Source organism: Enterobacter sp. BIDMC 27 (assembly GCF_000534415.1).
GTDB classification, from domain to species: Bacteria; Pseudomonadota; Gammaproteobacteria; order Enterobacterales; family Enterobacteriaceae; genus Enterobacter; species Enterobacter hormaechei_C.
Genome location: NZ_KI973178.1, coordinates 3,868,783 through 3,888,952, shown reverse-complemented (window position 1 = coordinate 3,888,952; position 20,170 = coordinate 3,868,783). Strand labels below are relative to the sequence as shown.

Here is a 20,170-nt window from a genome sequence, read left to right as displayed (position 1 = left end):
GGTAAATACAAAAGGAGAGACGATGTACACCCTGAACTGGCAACCGCCCTACGACTGGTCGTGGATGTTTGGCTTTCTTGCCGCGCGTGCGGTCACGGGGGTTGAGACCGTTACGGAGGATTACTACGAGCGCAGTTTTGGCTATGCCGGGCACCAGGGCGTTTTCCGGGTTACGCCAGACAGCGCAACCCCTACGCTGGCGGTGTCGCTCAGCCCTGGCCTGATCCCGGTGGCGGATATCTGCCTCGACCGCATCTCCCGTCTGTTTGACCTCGATTGCGACCCGCTGCACATTGCGCAGACTCTCGGCGATCTCGGCGCGGCGCGGCCGGGCTTACGTTTGCCGGGCGCGATGGATGCATACGAGCAGGGCGTGCGCGCCATTCTCGGGCAACTGGTGAGCGTGGCGATGGCGGCAAAACTGGCGTCACGGGTGGTGGCGCTGTGCGGTGAACCCATTGAGGATGCGCCGGGCTATCTCTGCTTTCCTCCGCCAGAGGTGCTGGCCGCGGCAGATCCGCTGGCGTTGAAAGCCCTCGGGATGCCGCTCAGGCGTGCGGAGTCGTTGATTCATCTGGCGCAGTCGGTGGTGGACGGTGAATTCCCGCTATTCCCGCCTGCGAACGTTGAGGCCGGGATGAAGGCGCTACAGCAGCGCCCCGGCATCGGGCGCTGGACCGCGAATTATCTGGCCCTGCGCGGCTGGCAGGCGAAGGATGTTTTCCTGCCGGATGACTATCTGATTAAACAGCGCTTTGCCGGTATGACGCCCGCGCAGATCCGTCGCTATGCCGAGCGCTGGCAGCCGTGGCGCTCGTATGCGCTGTTACATATCTGGTACACCGACGGCTGGTCGCCGTCAGTTGATGGCGAAATAGCTGGTATTCAGCAGTAGATCGAGCGGCTGCGCTTCCCCGATGGTGTCGCCGTAAATGAAGTCAACGCCGATACCCGATAGCGTATCCATCATGATCGACTGATGGCATGGCCCGGCAATGGTTTTTATGCCCAGACGCTGGGCGTGGCCCTGAATGATTGTCACCATCATCTCATCCATCAGATTGCCGTGGACGTTGGTCACCACGTCTGCATCCAGCAGCAGATAATCAGCGGTATTGGCGCTGAGCTGGCTGAAGACGTTCATATCGCGTCCGACCCGGGTCAGCACCACGCGACAGCCAGCCTGACGAAGCTTTTGTAGGCCCTGCTGCACGTTTTCATCCGTATTGCTCAGCACATCAACGGCGATCGCCAGATGCAGCAGCCGCGCCGGCAGCGGACCTCTGGTGATCAGGTCGAGCAGCTCATCCACCAGCGTGACGCTGGCTAAACCCGCTTCTGAGAGCGGCAGCGCGACGCCCATTCCTTTGGCCGCCACCTGTGCGGCATAGGTACGGAAAAATTCGCTGAATATACGTCGGTCCAGGGCGTGCAGCAGCTCCGGCTCCGCCAGCCCGGCGCGGAAGGCATGCTCTTCCAGCACTTCCCCCTGGCTGGTCCAAAGCCGCAAGGAAATCAGCCAAAAGCTGCTGCTCTCGGGAATGCGCGGCGAGGCGACGCTGCGGGCGATCATCAGCAGATGGTTATCTTTAATCATGTGCCACTGCTCATCCAGCGACATCATGCTGCGCGTGCTGTGGATCCGCTCCTGCTGGGGTTCGTAGACGGTGACCACGCCGCGCCCGCTGTTTTTCGAGGCGTAGCAGGCAATATCGGCCTGAGACATCACTTCCGCAGCCTGATAATTGGTGTCGTCAATCAGCGTAATCCCCGCGCTGGCGCCAATGCGGTGCAGGCGTCCTTCCCAGGAGAAATGATAGTTGTTGATGGCGTCGATCAACCGGCCCGCAATATAGCGTGCGCTTTCGACGTTGCAGTCCGGCAGCAGCAGGCCAAACTCGTCGCCGCCCAGACGCGCCAGCACGTCGCTGGAGCGCAGCATGGTCAGCATCAGCGAAGAGAGTTCGCGCAGGAGAGCGTCGCCCGCCGCGTGGCCTGCCGTATCGTTCACCGCCTTAAAACGGTCAAGATCGATAAAGACCAGCGCGTGACGCTGATGGGTCTCCTGTACCGTCTGCAACAGGCGCTTAAGATGGTTTTCAAAGCTGACGCGGTTCGCCAGGTGGGTAAGGGCGTCATGGGAAGCGCTGTAGCTCAGCTGGCGCAGCATTTTGCGCGACTCGGTGACGTCCTGAATCACCAGCACCGAGCCGATGGTGTGTCCTTCCAGAGTGCTGAGGGGGGTTATGCTGTAATGAATGTCGAAACTGCCGCCATTGCGGCAGTTAAGCACCACATCCTGTTCGATATCGGTACGGGACATATCGCCGCTGTGGATGTTTTCCATTAACGGACCGTTCTCGCCGAAGCTAATGTGCAGCACCTTCAGAATGGGCTGACCCAGCGCTTCGCTTTGCGACCAGCCGCTCATCTTCTCGGCGACCGGGTTCATAAAGGTGATGTTCATGTCGATGTCGGTACACAGCACCGCTTCGCCGATGGAGTCGAGGGTGATATGCAGGCGCTCTTTTTCCTGGAACAGCGCCTCGTTCAGCAGCTTCACCTCAGTCATATCCATGTTGATCCCTAACAGCCGCTCCACTTCGCCCTGTTTGTTCAGCACCCGGTTCGCCAGCGAACGAATGTGGCGAATGCCATCCTTGACGCGAATGCGAAATTCCAGCTTGAAAGGTACCCTGGCCTGGAGTGACTCACGCAGGACCTGTTCGGCGTGCGTACGATCTTCAGGCACCATGGCCGCATGCCAGAGCTGCCAGGTGGGTTTAATGTGCGGGGGGATTTCGTAAAGCTCAAACATCCGTTTATCCCAGCTGATCACGTCCGGCTCCAGATCCCACTCCCAAATCCCGATGCCACCGGCTTCGTTAGCGAGAGTGATACGCTCCATCAGACGCTTATTCACCCACTCGGTCTGTTTCAGATCGTTGATGTCTTCAATCTGGGCAATAAAGTAGAGCGGCGTGCCGTCGGCATGGCGCACAACGGAGACGGCCAGCAGCGCCCACACCACCTCGCCGCTGCGGGTGTAGTAGCGTTTTTCGAGGGTGTAGGTGTTGATCTCGCCGTGAATCAGCTGTTGCAACTGCTCCAGGTCGGTATTTAAATCTTCCGGCCAGGTTAACTGCTGGAACGTGAGCGACTGAAGCTCAGACTGGCTGTAACCGAGGAAATTGCACAGAGCCTTGTTGGCCTGGAGCCACTGGCCCTCAATGCCCACCAGCGCCATACCAATCGCGGAATACTCCATCGCATTGCGAAAACGTTCTTCGCTTTCCGTAATATGTTTACGCTCGGCCCGGAAGGCATACATCACCATCGTCATAATGTTGGCGGGGAGCAGCATCATCAGGAAGGGGAGCCACGGCGCGTTGAAGGTGACGATCATGGTGGAGGGCGTCATGGAGAGCGGATTTCGCGCCATCATCAGGGACACCATCATGATGGTGAATAAAAATATCAGGAACGCTTCCATACGCGGCAGACGGACCGCGCTCCACATCAGTAGAACGATAATGCAGGTGAATGGCCACGGCAGCCAGGTGATTGCCGTCCAGCTAAGAACCAGCGTGACGACCAGGGTCACCAGCGTTTCCAGCAGCAGTTTCGGGTTGCGGTGGCGCAGCAGGTAATGCGGCTTAAACAGCAGACCTAACGGCACCAGCGCCAGTGCGCCAATGGCTTCTGAAAGTACCCAGACAAGGAAATTACGCAGCGGCTCCGCGCTCGGCACCAGAAAATGAACCAGAACGCCCCCCACCAGCGGCGGCACCAGGGCACTGCCGAGGGCAAGCCGGACCCAGTCGTTGAGGTTTTGCAGCGGATTATACCAGGGGAGCAGTTTACGCAGTAACAGCGCGCCAACCGTGGCCTCAATGATATTGATCGCCGTGTAGGTGATGTTGAGCGATGCCCATGAGAAGAGCATCCACGAGGCAAAGATATTGCCAAAGGAGCAGGCGAGCGCAATGCCGGGCCACATTTTTCCCGCGTGGCGGTAAAACGCCACCATCATAATTGAAGTCGGGAACCATAATGGCGCCAACAGCGTACCGAAGCGAGTCAGCTCGAGGGAAAATAAGGTGAAGATGAACGTGACCAGACCCAGACAGACAAGCCGCAGTAAAGGATGTGGGGTAGTAACCAAAACCCGCTGGTATTGTTTATTCATTACCGCTCTATCCAGGGACGCCATGTTGTCAGGAGCCAGGTCCGGACGCGTGAAATTAATAATTTGGTTTATGCTAGTACAAACATTTTACAATTCATATGCTGAGTGGTCAGATTTTGACTTCATAGACTTATAAAATAGTTACTCTGCGAAGAAGGGTGATGAAATGGCGAAAAACCGCGCGTAAAAATTTCGCTAAAGGCGTGAAACGGCGCTTTTCAGCCCGCCTCGCATAACCTGCGCATTCGACTGGTATCACGCCCCCGAAATCCCTATAATTGCCGCGTTTGACGCTCCGGCGTCGTCCTTCCTTACATCCAGGTTAATCAGGTCGCTAAATTTATGACTGATAAGTCTCATCAGTGCGTCATCATAGGCATCGCCGGCGCATCGGCTTCAGGTAAAAGTCTTATTGCCAGTACGCTTTATCGCGAACTGCGTGAACAAGTGGGTGATGAGCATATCGGTGTGATTCCCGAAGATAGCTATTACAAAGATCAATCCCATCTTTCGATGGAAGAGCGCGTAAAAACCAACTACGACCACCCCAGTGCGATGGATCACAGCCTGCTGTTCCAGCATCTGGAAGCGCTGAAGCGCGGCGAGGCGATTGAGCTGCCCGTCTACAGCTACGTGGAACATACCCGCACCCAGGAAACGATCCGTATCGAGCCCAAGAAGGTGATTATCCTTGAAGGGATTTTGCTGCTCACCGACGCCCGTCTGCGCGAATCTATGAACTTCTCGATTTTCGTCGACACTCCGCTGGATATCTGCCTGATGCGGCGTATTAAACGCGACGTTAACGAACGCGGCCGCTCCATGGACTCCGTGATGGCGCAATATCAGAAAACCGTTCGCCCGATGTTCCTGCAATTTATTGAACCTTCGAAACAATACGCCGATATTATCGTGCCTCGCGGCGGTAAAAACCGTATTGCCATTGATATCTTAAAAGCGAAAATCAGTCAGTTTTTTGAATAAGCCGTGTGAATTGTGTACCGTTCAGAGATAACCTGGTTTTGCCCTGACGCCGTAAGGCTTCAGGGCGCGATGCACGAAAGGAGAAAGTGCCATGCGTCTTTGTGACCGCGATATAGAAGCCTGGCTGGATGAAGGCCGCCTGTCTATCACCCCGCGTCCGCCGGTTGAGCGTATTAACGGCGTGACCGTCGATGTGCGTCTGGGGAATAAATTCCGCACCTTCAGCGGCCACACGGCACCGTTTATCGACCTCAGCGGGCCGAAAGACGAAGTCAGTGCGGCGCTGGATCGCGTCATGAGCGACGAAATCGTCATCGAAGAAGGAGAGGCGTTTTATCTCCATCCTGGCGAACTGGCGCTGGCGGTGACCTTTGAATCGGTCACGCTGCCTGCGGACCTGGTCGGCTGGCTTGACGGACGCTCTTCCCTGGCGCGTCTGGGCCTGATGGTGCACGTCACCGCGCACCGTATCGATCCGGGCTGGTCTGGCCGTATCGTGCTGGAGTTCTTTAACGCCGGTAAACTGCCGCTGGCGCTTCGCCCGGGAATGATGATTGGTGCGTTGAGCTTTGAACCGCTAACCGGCCCGGCAGACCGTCCTTATAACCGCCGTCAGGACGCAAAATATCGCGACCAGCAGGGTGCGGTTGCCAGTCGTATCGATAAAGACTGATCTGTGAGTTCACTGAGGAAGCCATGAGAAGAGTTCTGACAACGCTGATGATTTTGCTGGTGGTGCTGGTGGCTGGCCTTTCAGCGTTGGTGCTGCTGGTTAACCCGAATGACTTCCGGGCCTACATGGTGCGGCAGGTGGAAGCGCGCAGCGGGTATGAACTCAAGCTGGACGGGCCGCTGCGCTGGCACGTCTGGCCTCAGCTCAGCATTCTCTCCGGACGTATGTCCCTCACCGCGCCGGGTGCCGCGCAGCCGCTGGTCACGGCGGATAACATGCGTCTTGATGTCGCGCTCATCCCGCTGTTATCCCATCAGCTCCAGGTAGAACAGGTGATGCTGAAAGGGGCGGTGATTCAGCTTACGCCGCAAACCGAAGCCGTTCGTCAGGCGGATGCTCCGGTCGCACCGCGTGAAAACACCTTGCCTGACGTCCCGTCTGACACCGGCTGGTCGTTCGATATTGGTAATCTGAAAGTTGCCGACAGCGTGCTGGTTTTCCAGCATGAAGATGACGAACAGATCACCGTACGCAATATCAACCTCAGGATGGAGCAGGACGCCAACCATCACGCCACCATGGAGTTCTCCGGGCGGATCAACCGCAATCAGCGCGATCTCAACCTGTCGATGAACGCGAACGTGAACGCCTCTGATTATCCGCACCAGCTGACGGCGGACGTTCAGCAGCTTAACTGGCAGCTGACCGGCGCGGATTTACCCGCGAAGGGGATTGCCGGCCAGGGCACGATGCAGGCGGTGTGGCATGAAGAGCGCAAACAGCTCGAACTGAACGCGCTCAACCTCCAGGCCAACGACAGTGCCCTGAAGGGGCAGGCGAGCGTCACGCTTGATGAGAAACCTAAGTGGGTGCTGGATCTGCAATTCGACAAGCTGAACCTCGAGAACCTGCTTCCGCCCCAATCGGTGAACGCGACCGATGAGGGAGCCACACAGGTGGGGCAAAGCCAGGTCACGCAGTCGCGTCCGGTGATCTCCTCAAATCTCGATCAGCCTGACTACAACGGCCTGCGCGGATTTACCGCCGACATTCTGCTGAAAGCGAACAGCGTGCGCTGGCGTGGGATTGATTTTACTGACGTCAGCAGCCAGATGTTCAACCACAACGGCCTGCTGGTCATCTCCGAGCTCAGCGGAAAAATGGGAGCAGGGAACCTCTCCCTGCCGGGCTCGCTGGATGTACGCAAAGACGTTGCCAGCGCCGCGTTCCAGCCGCGTCTGGAAAACGTTGAGATTGGCACCATCCTGAAAGCCTTTAATTACCCGATTGCCCTCACGGGGCAGCTGTCGCTGGCAGGGGATTTCTCTGGTACGAAGATTGATGCGGACGCTTTCCGTCGTAGCTGGCAGGGGCAGGCGCACGTTGAGCTGAAAGATTCGCGCATGGAAGGGCTGAACTTCCAGCAGCTGGTGCAGCAGGCGGTAGAGCGCAGCAGCAGCGTGAAAGCGAATGAAAACTACGACAGCGCAACCCGTCTGGACAGCTTTACCAGCGAGCTTGCCCTCGACAACGGTCAGCTCTCGCTGGACGACATGCAGGGGACTTCGTCACTGCTGGCGCTGACCGGAACCGGCGCGCTGGATCTGGTGAAAGAGACGGCAGACACCCGCTTCAACGTCCGCGTGAAGGCTGGCTGGGAAGGCGAAGGCCAGCTTGTGGAGTTCCTGAAAGAGACGCCGATACCGCTGCGCGTGTACGGAAAATGGCAGGAGTTGAATTACAGTTTGCAGGTCGATCAGATCCTGCGGAAGCACCTTCAGGATGAAGCGAAACGTCGGCTGAATGACTGGGCGGACCGCAATAAAGAGTCTCAGTCAGGTAAGGACGTGAAAAAGCTGCTCGATAAGCTGTGATGCCTGTTGTGCCGGGTGGCGGCTTTGTCTTACCCGGCCTATAAAAGCCAGACACCGTAGGCCGGGTAAGCGAAGCGCCACCCGGCTTTTTTACACCTCAAAATCCATCTCATCTTCACCGCGCAGCGGTATCAGCTGCACCTTCTGCACGCGATGGCTCTCTACCTGCAAGGTTTTGATCATGTAATCCCCCACCTGGACCTCTTCGCCCGGCTGCGGAATACGTTGCAGATATTCCATCAGCAAACCGGCGATGGTGTGGTATTCGCGCTTCTCATCCAGCGGAAGCGGAACGAACTGCACCAGATCTTCGAGCGGCATATGGCCGTTGGCGGTCCAGCTGCCGTCGGCGTTTTTCTGAATATCGTGACGCGCATCGATCTCATCCACCTCATTAGGCAGATTACCGGCGATGGTTTCCATCACGTCGCTGAGCGTTACCAGCCCTTCCACAGAACCAAACTCATCAACGACAAACGCGAAGTGGGTACGAGCGTTGCGGAACTGCTCCAGCGCGGAGAGCAGCGGCAGCGCTTCCGGGAAGACCAGCGGCTGGCGCACCAGCGCCCGCAGGTTGAGCGGCTCGCCATGGAGCTGCTGTTGCAGGAGGTCAATCACGTGTACCACGCCCAGCAGCTCTTCTTCCTCTTCACCGCCGGTCACGACCACGCGGGTGTGCTGGTTTTTATCCAGCAGGGCGCGGATCTGCTCTTCCGGCGCCGTCAGGTCAATATGCTCAATGTCATGGCGGGAGGTCATGATACTGCTCACCGAGCGCTGGTTGAGGTTAAGCACGCGCTCTATCATCCGGCGTTCCTGCGGGTTGAAGATCTGCCCGTCGCTGTGGTCGGCAAGCATCGCCGCGGATTCAGCATCCAGCTCGGCATCCTCTTTTTTGCCGCTCAGCAGGCGCATCACCGTATCTGCGGTGCGCTGTCGTAATGTCTGGTTCGCGGAGAGAAAACGGCGACGGTTGAAAATGGCTAGCTGGTTGAGAAACTCAATCAGCACCGAGAAACCAATGGCGGCGTACAGATACCCTTTCGGGATATGGAAGCCAAAACCATCCGCCACCAGGCTAAAGCCAATCATCAGCAGGAAGCTCAGACAGAGGATGACGATAGTCGGGTGACTGTTCACAAAGCGCGTCAGGGCTTTGCTGGCGAGCACCATCAGGGTGATGGCGATGATCACGGCGGCCATCATCACCGCCAGATGGTCAACCATCCCGACGGCCGTGATCACGGAGTCGAGAGAAAAGACGGCATCCAGCACCACTATCTGCGCGACCACCGGCCAGAATTTTGCACCGCGTCGCTGGGTGGGGTTTTCACTGTCTTTTCCTTCCAGCCGCTCATTAAGCTCAACCGTGGCTTTGAACAGCAGGAACAATCCGCCGAAAAGCATGATCAGGTCGCGGGCGCTAAAGCTCAGACCCTGCACGCTGAATAAGGGTTTGGTCAGCGTCACCAGCCAGGAGATTGAGGCCAGTAACAGCAGACGCATCACCATGGCGAGCAGAAGACCCGTCACGCGGGCGCGGTCGCGTTGTGAAGGGGGTAATTTATCGGCAAGGATGGCGATAAACACCAGGTTATCAATGCCGAGCACTAATTCGATGACGACCAGCGTCACCAGCCCGGCCCAGATTGATGGATCGGCAATCCATTCCATAATAAATGCAATACCTTCTGTTATATGACTAATGTCACACTTCGATCATGGATAAAGCCGACGGAAATTGCAATGCCGGGGTGAGATTTCTCTTAATGCTACACTCTGGTAAACCCCATTTGCCGGGCGGTGTAAATAAGTTAATTGCGAAGATTTAATTACACAAGTCGATATTTAGGAAATATCGCAATAAATGGTCCGGCGATCTATTTTGTCAATATAAAGAAAATCCGAAAACCTTAAAACTTTGCTCTTAATATTAATCTTAAAAACGAATATTAGGACGGTTGTCTCCTTGCCTGCTATTAGGTTAGCTGCAACAATTCTTCCAGCATCAAATGTTAAATCTCCTTGTTGCTATTTTTGTTTCGGTCTTTGGTGAAGGTTATACATTATCAATCGCCCCTGTGAGGCGTTTGATATATTTCGCAAAAGGCCTTATCCAAGAGGGTGTCTAACCATAACGCATTGTTTAGTCAGTGGATTGGTAACTGAAAGCCAAGGGCGGTAGCGTGCCTGAAAGCGTGTGAATCAGCCTCAATTATTCTGTCAATAGCCAATGGATGAATAAGCTTTTTTTAGGACTGATGCCAGTTATATTGCTAAATGATTAACTGCATTCTGATTGTCACCACGACCCGCGCTTATTTTAATTGCACAGGATAATTACTCTGCCAAAGTGATAAATAATCAATGATGAAATCCAAAATGAAATTGATGCCATTATTGGTGTCTGTGACCTTGATGAGTGGTTGCACGGTCTTTCCCGGCAGCAATATGTCGACAATGGGCAAGGATGTGATTAAACAGCAGGATGCTGATTTTGATCTCGACAAAATGGTGAATGTGTATCCATTAACCCCACGTCTGGTGGAACAATTACGCCCACGTCCAAATGTTGCTCAGCCAAATATGTCTCTGGACCAGGAAATTGCCTCTTACCAGTATCGCGTGGGTCCGGGTGACGTCATTAATGTGACCGTCTGGGATCACCCTGAACTGACCACGCCTGCGGGCCAGTACCGCAGCTCAAGCGACACCGGTAACTGGGTACAGTCCGATGGCACCATGTTCTATCCCTACATTGGCAAAGTGCACGTCGCGGGCAAAACGCTTGCTGAGATCCGTAGTGATATTACCGGCCGCCTGGCGCAGTACATTGCTGACCCGCAGGTGGACGTTAATATCGCCGCGTTCCGATCCCAGAAAGCCTATATCTCTGGCCAGGTCAATAAATCCGGCCAGCAGGCGATCACCAACGTCCCGCTCACCGTTCTCGATGCGATCAATGCCGCAGGCGGCTTAACCGACGGCGCTGACTGGCGCAACGTGGTGCTGACCCACAACGGCAAAGAGCAGCGCATTTCGCTTCAGGCGCTGATGCAAAACGGCGACCTGACCCAGAACCGCCTCCTTTATCCGGGCGACATTCTGTACGTGCCGCGCAACGACGATCTGAAAGTGTTCGTGATGGGTGAAGTGAAGAAACAGAGCACCCTCAAGATGGACTTCAGCGGTATGACCCTGACCGAAGCGCTGGGCAATGCGGAAGGCATCGATCTGACCGCCTCCAACGCCAGCGGTATCTTCGTGATCCGTCCTATCAAAGGCGAGAACGCGAAGGGCAAGATTGCCAACATCTACCAGCTGGATATGTCCGACGCGACGTCGCTGGTCATGGCAACGTCGTTCCGTCTCCAGCCGTACGATGTGGTCTATGTCACCACCGCGCCGGTTGCCCGCTGGAACCGTCTGATCAACCAGTTGCTGCCTACCATCAGTGGCGTTCGCTACATGACGGATACGGCGAGCGACGTTCATAACTGGTAAGCCGCGATGTTTAACAAAATTCTGGTGGTGTGCGTGGGGAACATTTGCCGCTCCCCCACGGCTGAAAGGCTGTTGAAAAATTACCAGCCTGCGTTAACGGTCGACTCCGCAGGGCTGGGCGCGCTGGTCGGAAAAGGTGCCGACGAACGTGCCGCAAGCGTTGCCCTTGAGCATAACCTCTCACTCGACGGGCACGTTGCCCGTCAGGTCTCTGGCCGGATGTGCCGGGAATATGACCTGATCCTCGCGATGGAAAAACGCCACATTCACGCGCTGTGCGATATCGCACCGGAGATGCGCGGCAAGGTGATGCTGTTTGGTCACTGGGATGGTGAGCGCGAAATTCCCGATCCGTATCGCAAGAGCCGCGAGGCCTTTGAGGCGGTATACACCTTACTAGACCAGTCTGCCCGTCAGTGGGCGCAGGCACTGAAAGCTCAGCAGGGATAACAATGACAGAAAAAACAAGACCTTCTGCCGCCCCGACGTCGGGCAGTGATGAAATCGATATCGGTCGCCTGGTCGGGACCGTTATTGAAGCGAAATGGTGGGTGCTGGGTATTACCGCCATCTTTGCCGTGGCGGCGATCGTTTATACGCTGTTCGCGACGCCTATTTACAGCGCCGACGCGCTGGTGCAGATCGAACAAAATACCGGAAACTCGCTGGTTCAGGATATCGGCTCGGCGCTGGCCAACAAGCCGCCGGCATCGGAAGCCGAAATTCAGCTGATTCAGTCGCGCCTGGTACTGGGCAAAACGGTTCACGATCTGGGGCTTGATATCGCGGTCACCAAAAATACCTTCCCGGTGTTTGGCGCAGGCTGGGATCGCCTGATGGGGCGCAGTAACGATACGGTAAAAGTGACTGACTTCGTGATCCCAAAAGGGGCAGGGGACCAAACCTTTACCCTGACCGTGCTGGGACCAAAACAGTATCAGCTGACCAGCGACGCGGGCTTCAGCGCACGCGGTGAGGTGGGGCAGATGCTGACCAAAGAGGGCGTCAGCATCAAGGTCAGCGCAATTCAGGCGCATGAGGGCGGGGAGTTTACGGTCACCAAATTCTCGACGCTCGGGATGATCAACAACCTGCAAAACAACCTGACCGTCACCGAAAACGGCAAGGACACCGGCGTCCTGAGCATGACATTCACCGGTGAAGACAAGGATCAAATTCGCGACATCCTCAATAGCATCACCCGCAACTATCTGGAGCAGAACGTTGAGCGTAAGTCAGCGGAAGCTGCAAAAAGCCTGGCGTTTCTCAGTAAACAGCTGCCGGAGGTGCGCGCCCGTCTGGATGACGCTGAGAACAAGCTGAACGCGTACCGTCAGGACAAGGATTCCGTCGATCTGCCGCTGGAGGCGAAATCGGTTCTCGACTCCATGGTGAATATTGATGCGCAGCTGAACGAGCTGACCTTCAAAGAGGCGGAGATTTCCAAGCTCTATACCAAACGTCACCCGGCGTACCGCACGCTGCTGGAGAAACGTCGTACCCTGGAAGAAGAGAAGGCGAAGCTGAATGACCGCGTGACCGCGATGCCGAAGACGCAGCAGGAAATTGTACGCCTGACGCGTGATGTGGAATCCGGCCAGCAGGTTTACATGCAGCTGCTGAACAAACAGCAGGAGCTGAAAATCACCGAAGCCAGCACCGTCGGCGACGTGCGTATCGTTGACCCGGCGATTACCCAGCCGGGCGTGCTGAAGCCGAAGAAAGCGCTGATTATTCTCGGCAGCATTATTCTCGGCCTGATGCTTTCCATCGTCGGCGTGCTGCTGCGCTCGCTGTTTAACCGCGGTATCGAAAGCCCGCAGGTGCTGGAAGAGAACGGGATCAGCGTGTACGCCAGCATCCCGCTCTCCGAGTGGCAGAAGTCCCGTGACAGCGTCAAAACCGTTAAGGGCGTCAAGCGCTACAAGCAGAGCCAGCTGCTGGCCGTGGGTAACCCGACCGACCTGGCGATTGAAGCGGTGCGCAGCCTGCGTACCAGCCTCCATTTCGCCATGATGCAGGCCAAAAACAACGTCCTGATGATGACCGGTGTCAGCCCGTCAATCGGTAAAACCTTCGTCTGCGCCAACCTGGCGGCGGTGGTGAGCCAGACCAACAAGCGCGTGCTGTTGATCGACTGCGATATGCGTAAGGGCTACACCCACGAGCTGCTGGGCACCAACAACGTTAACGGTCTGTCGGAAATCCTGCTCGGTAAAGGGGAAATCAGCGAGAGCGCCAAGCCGACGTCGATTCCGAAATTTGACCTGATCCCGCGTGGCCAGGTGCCGCCGAACCCGTCTGAACTGCTGATGAGCGAGCGCTTCACGCAGCTGATTGAGTGGGCGAGCAAAAATTATGACCTGGTGCTGATCGATACCCCACCAATTCTGGCGGTCACCGACGCTGCCGTGGTAGGGCGTCATGCGGGCACCACGCTGATGGTTGCACGCTATGCGGTGAACACCCTGAAGGAAGTGGAAACCAGCCTGAGCCGCTTTGAGCAGAACGGTATTGAGGTTAAGGGGGTCATTCTGAACTCCATCTTCCGCCGCGCGACCGGGTATCAGGATTACGGCTACTACGAGTACGAATACAAGTCTGACAGTAAATAATAATCCCCCTCATCCTAACCCTCTCCCCAGGGGGGAGAGAGGACTGCATGGTGCAGCTTTTCTCCCTCTCCCTCCGGGAGAGGGTCGGGGTGAGGGATAAGGGGAAGACCATGACCACACAACGCCCTTTGATTTCTATCTATATGCCGACATGGAATCGTCAGCAGCTGGCGATCCGCGCGATTAAATCGGTCCTGCGTCAGGATTACGATAACTGGGAACTGATTATCGTGGATGACTGTTCCTCCTCTTACGAACAACTGCAAAAGTTTGTTGAAGACCTGAACGACCCGCGCGTGGTGTACACCCACAACGCCATCAACTCCGGGGCGTGTGCGGTGCGCAACCAGGCGATTATGCAGGCGAAAGGGCAGTATCTGACCGGTATCGACGACGATGACGAATGGACGCCAAACCGTCTGTCAATCTTCCTGTCGCACAAAGCGCAGCTGGTGACCCACGCGTTTCTGTATGCCAATGACTATGTCTGCCAGGGCGAGGTCTATTCGCAGCCGGCCAGCCTGCCGCTGTATCCGAAATCACCGTATTCCCGCCGCCTGTTCTACAAGCGCAACATTATCGGCAATCAGGTGTTTACCTGGGCATGGCGCTTTAAGGAGTGCCTGTTCGATACCGAGCTGAAGGCCGCGCAGGATTACGACATCTTCCTGCGGATGGTGGTGGAGTACGGCGAGCCGTGGAAGGTGGAAGAGGCCACGCAGATCCTGCACATCAATCACGGGGAGATGCAAATCACCTCGTCGCCGAAGAAATTCTCGGGCTACTTCCATTTTTACCGCAAGCACAAGGACAAGTTTGACCGTGCCAGCCGGAAGTATCAGCTCTTCACCCTGTATCAGATCCGTAATAAGCGCATGAACTGGCGCACGCTGCTGACGCTGCTGTCGGTACGTAACGGCAAGCGTCTGGCTGACGGGCTTCGGGGGAAATAATGTTTCTGGAAGATTGCCGCGCTAACAGCTGGAGCCTGCGCCCGTGCTGCATGGTTCTGGCCTACCGTATTGCGCACTTTTGCTCGGTGTGGCGCAAAAAAAATGTGCTGAACAATATCTGGGCCGCGCCGGTGCTGGTGCTGTACCGCATCATCACCGAATGCTTTTTTGGCTATGAAATTCAGGCCGCTGCCACCATTGGCCGCCGCTTTACCATTCATCACGGCTATGCGGTGGTCATCAACAAGTTCGTCGTCGCGGGTGATGATTTCACCATTCGCCACGGGGTGACAATCGGCAACCGCGGGCCAGACAGCCTGGCCTGCCCGGTGATTGGCAATAACGTCGAGCTGGGCGCCAACGTGGTGATGATCGGGGACATTACCGTGGGCAATAACGTGACAATTGGCGCAGGCAGCGTGGTGCTGGACAGCATTCCGGACAACGCGCTGGTGGTGGGCGAGAAAGCCCGCGTGAAGGTGATTAAATGAACATTCTGCAATTTAACGTACGCCTCGCAGAGGGCGGGGCGGCAGGCGTAGCGCTGGATCTGCACCAGCGCGCGCTGCAAAAAGGACTCCAGTCGCGCTTTGTTTACGGTTACGGTAAAGGCGGCAAGAAAAGCGTCAGCCATGATAACTATCCGCAGGTGCTGAAGCAGACGCCACGTCTGACCTCCATCGCCAATATTGCGCTGTTCCGCCTGTTTAACCGCGACCTGTTCGGCAACCTGAATAATCTCTACCGCACCGTCACCCGCACTCGCGGCCCGGTTGTGCTGCACTTCCACGTGCTGCACAGCTACTGGCTGAATCTGGAGGAGGTGGTGGCGTTTTGTGGCAAGGTGAAGGCGCACAAGCCGGATACCCGATTTGTCTGGACGCTGCACGACCACTGGAGCGTGACCGGACGTTGCGCCTTTACCGACGGCTGCGAAGGCTGGAAAGATAACTGCCAGAAATGCCCTACGCTCAGCAACTACCCGCCGGTGAAGGTCGATCGCGCGCATCAGCTGGTTGAGGGTAAGCGTCAGCTGTTCCGCGATATGCTCTCGCTCGGCTGCACCTTTATCTCCCCAAGCCAGCACGTGGCGGACGCTTTTAATAGCCTGTACGGAGCAGGGCGCTGCCAGATCATCAACAACGGTATTGATGTGGCAACGGAAGCGATCCTGGCCGAACTGATGCCCGTAGCCGTTACCCCCGGTAGGCCGAAAATTGCGGTCGTCGCCCATGACCTGCGCTACGACGGCAAAACCAACCAGCAGCTGGTGCGCGACATGATGGCGCTCGGCGACAAAATTGAGCTGCATACCTTTGGCAAATTCTCGCCGTTTGATGGCGCTAACGTGGTGAACCACGGGTTTGAAACCGACAAGCGCAAACTGATGAGCGCGCTGAACGGTATGGACGCGCTGGTGTTCAGCTCCCGCGTGGACAACTACCCGCTGATCCTGTGCGAAGCGCTCTCCATCGGCGTACCGGTGATTGCCACCCACAGCGACGCCGCGCGGGAAGTGCTGGAGAAATCCGGCGGTAAAACCTTCAGTGAAAATGAGGTGCTGCCGCTGGTGCAGTTGTCGAAGGCCGATATCGCGCAGGCTGTTTTTGGCACGGACCTGGAATCGTTCCGCAACCGTAGCCGCAAAGCGTACAGTGGACAACAGATGCTGGAGGAGTATGTCTCGTTCTATCAGAATCTGTAGTTATCTGCTGCTGCCGCTGATCTACCTGCTGGTCAACGTCAAGATTGCCCAGCTCGGCGAAAGCTTCCCGATCACTATCGTCACCTTCCTGCCGGTTCTGCTGTTGCTTTACGTTGACAAGCTTAACCTCAAAAAGCTGATGATTGCGCTGGGCATCGGGTTTGGTCTGACGGCGTTTAACTACATCTTTGGTCAGTCGCTGGACGCCAGCAAATATGTCACCTCCACCATGCTGTTTGTTTATATCGTTATCATTATTGGCATGGTGTGGAGTATTCGCTTTAAAACTATTTCTCCGCACAATTATAGGAAAATCCTCAGGTTCTTTTATATTGTCGTCGGGCTGATTGTTGTGCTTGCGGCAATGGAGATGGCGCAAATTATTCTCACAGGCGGCAGCAGCCTGATGGAAATAATTTCGAAATATCTTATATACAGCAACAGCTATGTACTGAACTTCATTAAGTTTGGTGGCAAGCGTACAACCGCGCTCTATTTTGAACCGGCGTTTTTTGCTCTGGCATTAATCTCAATTTGGCTCAGCATCAAACAGTTCGGTATCAAAACCCCCAAGACCGATGCTATGATTCTTGCAGGAATCGTTCTGTCAGGGTCGTTCTCCGGGGTAATGACGTTTATTCTGTTTTACCTGCTGGAGTGGGCGTTCCAGTACCTGAACAAAGAGGCGATTAAGAAAAAACTGCCGCTGGCGATAATCTCTCTGACGGTATTTTTAGTGGGCGTAATATTTGCGTTTCCGTACATTTCTGAACGTCTGGGTGATTTGGGAACGGAAGGTTCGTCGTCCTATTATCGCATCATTGGTCCACTGGTGATGGTGGGTTATTCCTTAACCCATATTGATGGCGTAGTAAGATTCGGCTCACTTTACGAATATGTTGCATCATTCGGAATCTTTAACGGTGCGGATGTCGGTAAAACCATAGACAATGGTCTGTATCTGTTAATTATCTATTTTTCCTGGTTCGCCGTACTGTTGACACTGTGGTATCTGTTTAAAGTTTTCAAAATGATGATTAACGCGTTTGGTGATAACCAGAACTTTCGCGTGCAACTTTATCTGTTCACACCGGTGTCGTTGTTTTTTACCGGGTCAATATTTAGCCCGGAATATGCATTCTTAATTGTATGTCCGTTTATTTTGCGCAAAGCGCTGAATATTACGAGCGTATGACGAAATGAGGTGATTTATGTTTCTTAGCGTCATTACTGTCGCCTTTCGTAACTACGAAGGGGTGGTAAAAACCTGGCGCTCGCTGCGCAACCTGGCGCGCGATCCGAGCCTCACCTTTGAGTGGATCGTGGTCGATGGCGGCTCGAACGACGGCACGGCGGAGTTCCTGGAAAAACTCAACGGTGAGTTCAACTTACGTTACATCAGCGAGAAAGATAAAGGCATTTACGATGCCATGAATAAAGGCATCAACATGGCGCAGGGGCGTTACGCCATCTTCCTCAATTCCGGCGATGTGTTCCATGAAGATGTGGCGCTGTTTGCCCGTCAGCTGGCGCGCCAGAAAGAAGATGCCATGTTTATTGGTGATGCGCTGCTTGATTTCGGCGAGGGGAAAAAAGTGCTGCGCGGCGCGAAACCAGGCTGGTATATCTACCACAGCCTGCCGGCCAGCCATCAGGCTATTTTCTTCCCAATGAGCGGCCTGAAAAAACAGCCTTACGATTTGCGCTATAAAGTGTCATCAGATTATGCCCTGGCGGCCAGCCTGTACAAATCTGGCTACCCGTTCCGTCGAATTAAAGGACTGGTATCTGAATTTTCAATGGGTGGTGTGTCAACCTCGAATAATCTGGAACTGTGCCAGGATGCCAAAAACGTGCAGCGTAAAATATTACGCGTGCCGGGGTTCTGGGCGGAATTATCTTATTTCTTACGTCTGAAAACGACGGGTAAAGCGAAAGCCTTATATAACAAAGCCTGAGATATAAGGAAACGTAATGCAGGAATTAAATGGATTCTCCGTGCCGAAAGGTTTTCGGGGCGGGAGCGGTATTAAAGTTCAACTGTGGTGGGCTGTACAGGCAACGTTATTTGCCTGGTCGCCGCAAATACTGTACCGCTGGCGCGCATTTTTGCTGCGTCTGTTTGGCGCAAAAATAGGAAAAAACGTAGTCATTCGACCTTCGGTGAAAATTACTTATCCCTGGAAATTAACGCTTGGGGATTACGCCTGGGTTGGGGATGACGCGGTGTTATATACCCTTGGCGAGATTACGATTGGCGCAAATTCGGTGGTTTCACAGAAGTGTTATTTGTGCACCGGCAGCCACGATTTTATGAGCCCGCATTTTGATATTACCGCTTCGCCTGTTGTGATCGGTGAAAAATGCTGGCTGGCAACAGACGTCTTTGTTGCACCCGGTGTTTCTGTTGGCGATGGCACGGTAGTCGGTGCCCGCAGCAGCGTTTTTAAATCGCTTCCGGCAAATAAAATTTGCCGTGGCAACCCCGCAGTGGTGATACGCGAACGCGTTGAAACTGAAAAACTTTGATAAGTACAGAGGAATATAAACATGTCTAAAGTCGCTCTCATCACCGGCGTTACCGGACAAGATGGTTCTTACCTGGCAGAATTGCTGCTGGAAAAAGGGTATGAAGTTCACGGTATTAAGCGTCGTGCCTCTTCATTCAACACCGAGCGTGTCGATCACATTTACCAGGATCCGCATGCGGCAAACCCGAAATTCCATCTGCACTACGGCGACCTGACCGATACCTCCAACCTGACCCGCATCCTGCAAGAAGTACAGCCGGATGAAGTGTACAACCTGGGGGCAATGAGCCACGTTGCGGTATCCTTCGAGTCCCCGGAGTACACCGCTGACGTGGATGCGATGGGTACGCTGCGTCTGCTGGAAGCGATTCGCTTCCTTGGTCTTGAGAAGAAAACCCGCTTCTACCAGGCATCTACCTCTGAGCTGTACGGTCTGGTGCAGGAAATTCCGCAGAAAGAAACCACGCCGTTCTACCCACGTTCTCCGTACGCTGTGGCGAAACTGTACGCTTACTGGATCACCGTGAACTACCGTGAATCCTACGGCATGTACGCCTGTAACGGCATTCTGTTCAACCACGAATCTCCGCGTCGCGGCGAAACCTTCGTGACCCGCAAAATCACCCGCGCGATCGCCAACATCGCTCAGGGCCTGGAGTCTTGCCTGCACCTCGGCAACATGGATTCCCTGCGTGACTGGGGCCATGCGAAAGACTACGTGAAAATGCAGTGGATGATGTTGCAGCAGGAACAGCCAGAAGACTTCGTGATCGCGACCGGCGTGCAGTACTCCGTGCGTCAGTTCGTTGAGATGGCTGCGGCACAGCTGGGCATCAAGCTGCGCTTCGAAGGCACCGGCGTGGAAGAGAAGGGTATCGTTGTTTCCGTGACCGGCCACGACGCACCGGGCGTGAAGCCAGGCGACGTGATTGTCCAGGTTGATCCGCGTTACTTCCGTCCTGCTGAAGTGGAAACCCTGCTGGGCGACCCAACCAAAGCGCACGAGAAGCTGGGCTGGAAACCAGAAACCACCCTGCAAGAAATGGTATCCGAGATGGTGGCCAAAGATCTTGAAGCAGCGAAAAAACACTCCCTGCTCAAGTCTCATGGCTACGAGGTTGCCATCGCGCTGGAGTCCTGAG

16 protein-coding genes are annotated in these 20,170 nt (G+C 55.2%); 14 read left to right on the top strand and 2 right to left on the bottom strand.

Going from position 1 to position 20,170, the window contains the following annotated elements:
• Positions 1-22: 22 nt before the first annotated feature.
• Positions 23-895, top strand: a complete 873-nt coding sequence (gene alkA, locus L463_RS04475) for a DNA-3-methyladenine glycosylase 2 (protein WP_032103513.1) — start codon at positions 23-25, stop codon at positions 893-895.
• Here alkA and L463_RS04480 read toward each other — a convergent pair.
• Positions 860-4,189 carry a diguanylate cyclase gene (locus tag L463_RS04480; RefSeq protein WP_032103511.1) on the bottom strand — a complete coding sequence of 1,110 codons (3,330 nt, stop codon included), beginning with the start codon at positions 4,187-4,189 and terminating at the stop codon, positions 860-862. The two genes, alkA and L463_RS04480, sit on opposite strands and share 36 nt — an antisense overlap.
• 342 nt (positions 4,190-4,531) lie before the next feature.
• Between L463_RS04480 and udk the strand changes: the two genes are divergently transcribed.
• The 3 genes from udk to asmA all read left to right on the top strand — a co-directional run bounded on the left by udk (position 4,532) and on the right by asmA (position 7,720).
• A complete protein-coding gene (gene udk, locus L463_RS04485) occupies positions 4,532-5,173 on the top strand; it encodes a uridine kinase (protein ID WP_000130320.1) in 642 nt (213 codons plus the stop codon).
• A gap of 91 nt (positions 5,174-5,264) precedes the next feature.
• Positions 5,265-5,846, top strand: a complete 582-nt coding sequence (gene dcd, locus L463_RS04490) for a dCTP deaminase (RefSeq protein ID WP_006811250.1) — start codon at positions 5,265-5,267, stop codon at positions 5,844-5,846.
• A gap of 23 nt (positions 5,847-5,869) precedes the next feature.
• Positions 5,870-7,720 carry an outer membrane assembly protein AsmA gene (gene asmA, locus L463_RS04495; RefSeq protein ID WP_032103510.1) on the top strand — a complete coding sequence of 617 codons (1,851 nt, stop codon included), beginning with the start codon at positions 5,870-5,872 and terminating at the stop codon, positions 7,718-7,720.
• A gap of 90 nt (positions 7,721-7,810) precedes the next feature.
• Here the strand turns inward: asmA and L463_RS04500 are convergent, their stop codons facing one another.
• Positions 7,811-9,394, bottom strand: coding sequence for a TerC family protein (locus L463_RS04500; RefSeq protein ID WP_015572372.1), 1,584 nt, complete (start codon positions 9,392-9,394; stop codon positions 7,811-7,813).
• A gap of 693 nt (positions 9,395-10,087) precedes the next feature.
• On the opposite strand from L463_RS04500, the gene L463_RS04505 reads away from it, so the two are divergent.
• The 10 genes from L463_RS04505 (at position 10,088) to gmd (ending at position 20,169) form a co-directional block, all read left to right on the top strand.
• Positions 10,088-11,224 carry a polysaccharide export protein gene (locus L463_RS04505; protein WP_003862079.1) on the top strand — a complete coding sequence of 379 codons (1,137 nt, stop codon included), beginning with the start codon at positions 10,088-10,090 and terminating at the stop codon, positions 11,222-11,224.
• Positions 11,225-11,230: 6 nt separating this feature from the next.
• Positions 11,231-11,674 (top strand): low molecular weight protein-tyrosine-phosphatase Wzb, encoded by a 444-nt coding sequence (wzb, locus tag L463_RS04510; protein ID WP_003862078.1) that lies wholly within the window; start codon positions 11,231-11,233, stop codon positions 11,672-11,674.
• A 2-nt stretch (positions 11,675-11,676) separates the two neighbouring features.
• A complete protein-coding gene (wzc, locus tag L463_RS04515; protein ID WP_015572374.1) occupies positions 11,677-13,839 on the top strand; it encodes a tyrosine-protein kinase Wzc in 2,163 nt (720 codons plus the stop codon).
• 110 nt (positions 13,840-13,949) lie between these two features.
• Entirely contained in the window at positions 13,950-14,792 is an 843-nt protein-coding gene (gene wcaA, locus L463_RS04520; RefSeq protein ID WP_017383272.1) for a colanic acid biosynthesis glycosyltransferase WcaA, read from the top strand.
• On the top strand, positions 14,792-15,283 hold the full coding sequence (gene wcaB / locus L463_RS04525; RefSeq protein WP_003863505.1) for a colanic acid biosynthesis acetyltransferase WcaB: 492 nt from the start codon (positions 14,792-14,794) through the stop codon (positions 15,281-15,283). The genes wcaA and wcaB overlap by 1 nt, the downstream gene beginning before the upstream one ends.
• Positions 15,280-16,497 (top strand): colanic acid biosynthesis glycosyltransferase WcaC, encoded by a 1,218-nt coding sequence (wcaC, locus tag L463_RS04530; RefSeq protein ID WP_032103508.1) that lies wholly within the window; start codon positions 15,280-15,282, stop codon positions 16,495-16,497. The genes wcaB and wcaC overlap by 4 nt, the downstream gene beginning before the upstream one ends.
• Positions 16,472-17,692: a colanic acid polymerase WcaD gene (wcaD, locus tag L463_RS04535; RefSeq protein ID WP_003863508.1), complete on the top strand. Its 1,221-nt coding sequence runs from the start codon at positions 16,472-16,474 to the stop codon at positions 17,690-17,692. Before wcaC ends, wcaD begins: the two co-directional genes overlap by 26 nt.
• A gap of 16 nt (positions 17,693-17,708) precedes the next feature.
• Complete coding sequence (gene wcaE, locus L463_RS04540; protein WP_003863510.1) at positions 17,709-18,455, top strand: colanic acid biosynthesis glycosyltransferase WcaE; 747 nt, start codon at positions 17,709-17,711, stop codon at positions 18,453-18,455.
• Positions 18,456-18,471: 16 nt separating this feature from the next.
• Complete coding sequence (wcaF, locus tag L463_RS04545) at positions 18,472-19,026, top strand: colanic acid biosynthesis acetyltransferase WcaF (RefSeq protein ID WP_015572376.1); 555 nt, start codon at positions 18,472-18,474, stop codon at positions 19,024-19,026.
• A gap of 21 nt (positions 19,027-19,047) precedes the next feature.
• Positions 19,048-20,169, top strand: coding sequence for a GDP-mannose 4,6-dehydratase (gmd, locus tag L463_RS04550; protein ID WP_003863514.1), 1,122 nt, complete (start codon positions 19,048-19,050; stop codon positions 20,167-20,169).
• Position 20,170 lies beyond the last annotated feature (1 nt).

Bases quoted from the DNA above. Each gene is read 5' to 3' on its own strand.
- wcaA (WP_017383272.1), top strand. From the start codon at position 13,950: ATGACCACACAACGCCCTTTGATTTCTATCTATATGCCGACATGGAAT.
- wzb (WP_003862078.1), top strand. From the start codon at position 11,231: ATGTTTAACAAAATTCTGGTGGTGTGCGTGGGGAACATTTGCCGCTCC.
- alkA (WP_032103513.1), top strand. From the start codon at position 23: ATGTACACCCTGAACTGGCAACCGCCCTACGACTGGTCGTGGATGTTT.
- wcaF (WP_015572376.1), top strand. From the start codon at position 18,472: ATGCAGGAATTAAATGGATTCTCCGTGCCGAAAGGTTTTCGGGGCGGG.
- L463_RS04480 (WP_032103511.1), bottom strand. From the start codon at position 4,189: ATGAATAAACAATACCAGCGGGTTTTGGTTACTACCCCACATCCTTTA.
- udk (WP_000130320.1), top strand. From the start codon at position 4,532: ATGACTGATAAGTCTCATCAGTGCGTCATCATAGGCATCGCCGGCGCA.
- wcaD (WP_003863508.1), top strand. From the start codon at position 16,472: ATGTCTCGTTCTATCAGAATCTGTAGTTATCTGCTGCTGCCGCTGATC.
- dcd (WP_006811250.1), top strand. From the start codon at position 5,265: ATGCGTCTTTGTGACCGCGATATAGAAGCCTGGCTGGATGAAGGCCGC.
- L463_RS04505 (WP_003862079.1), top strand. From the start codon at position 10,088: ATGATGAAATCCAAAATGAAATTGATGCCATTATTGGTGTCTGTGACC.
- asmA (WP_032103510.1), top strand. From the start codon at position 5,870: ATGAGAAGAGTTCTGACAACGCTGATGATTTTGCTGGTGGTGCTGGTG.
- wzc (WP_015572374.1), top strand. From the start codon at position 11,677: ATGACAGAAAAAACAAGACCTTCTGCCGCCCCGACGTCGGGCAGTGAT.
- wcaC (WP_032103508.1), top strand. From the start codon at position 15,280: ATGAACATTCTGCAATTTAACGTACGCCTCGCAGAGGGCGGGGCGGCA.
- wcaB (WP_003863505.1), top strand. From the start codon at position 14,792: ATGTTTCTGGAAGATTGCCGCGCTAACAGCTGGAGCCTGCGCCCGTGC.
- wcaE (WP_003863510.1), top strand. From the start codon at position 17,709: ATGTTTCTTAGCGTCATTACTGTCGCCTTTCGTAACTACGAAGGGGTG.
- L463_RS04500 (WP_015572372.1), bottom strand. From the start codon at position 9,394: ATGGAATGGATTGCCGATCCATCAATCTGGGCCGGGCTGGTGACGCTG.
- gmd (WP_003863514.1), top strand. From the start codon at position 19,048: ATGTCTAAAGTCGCTCTCATCACCGGCGTTACCGGACAAGATGGTTCT.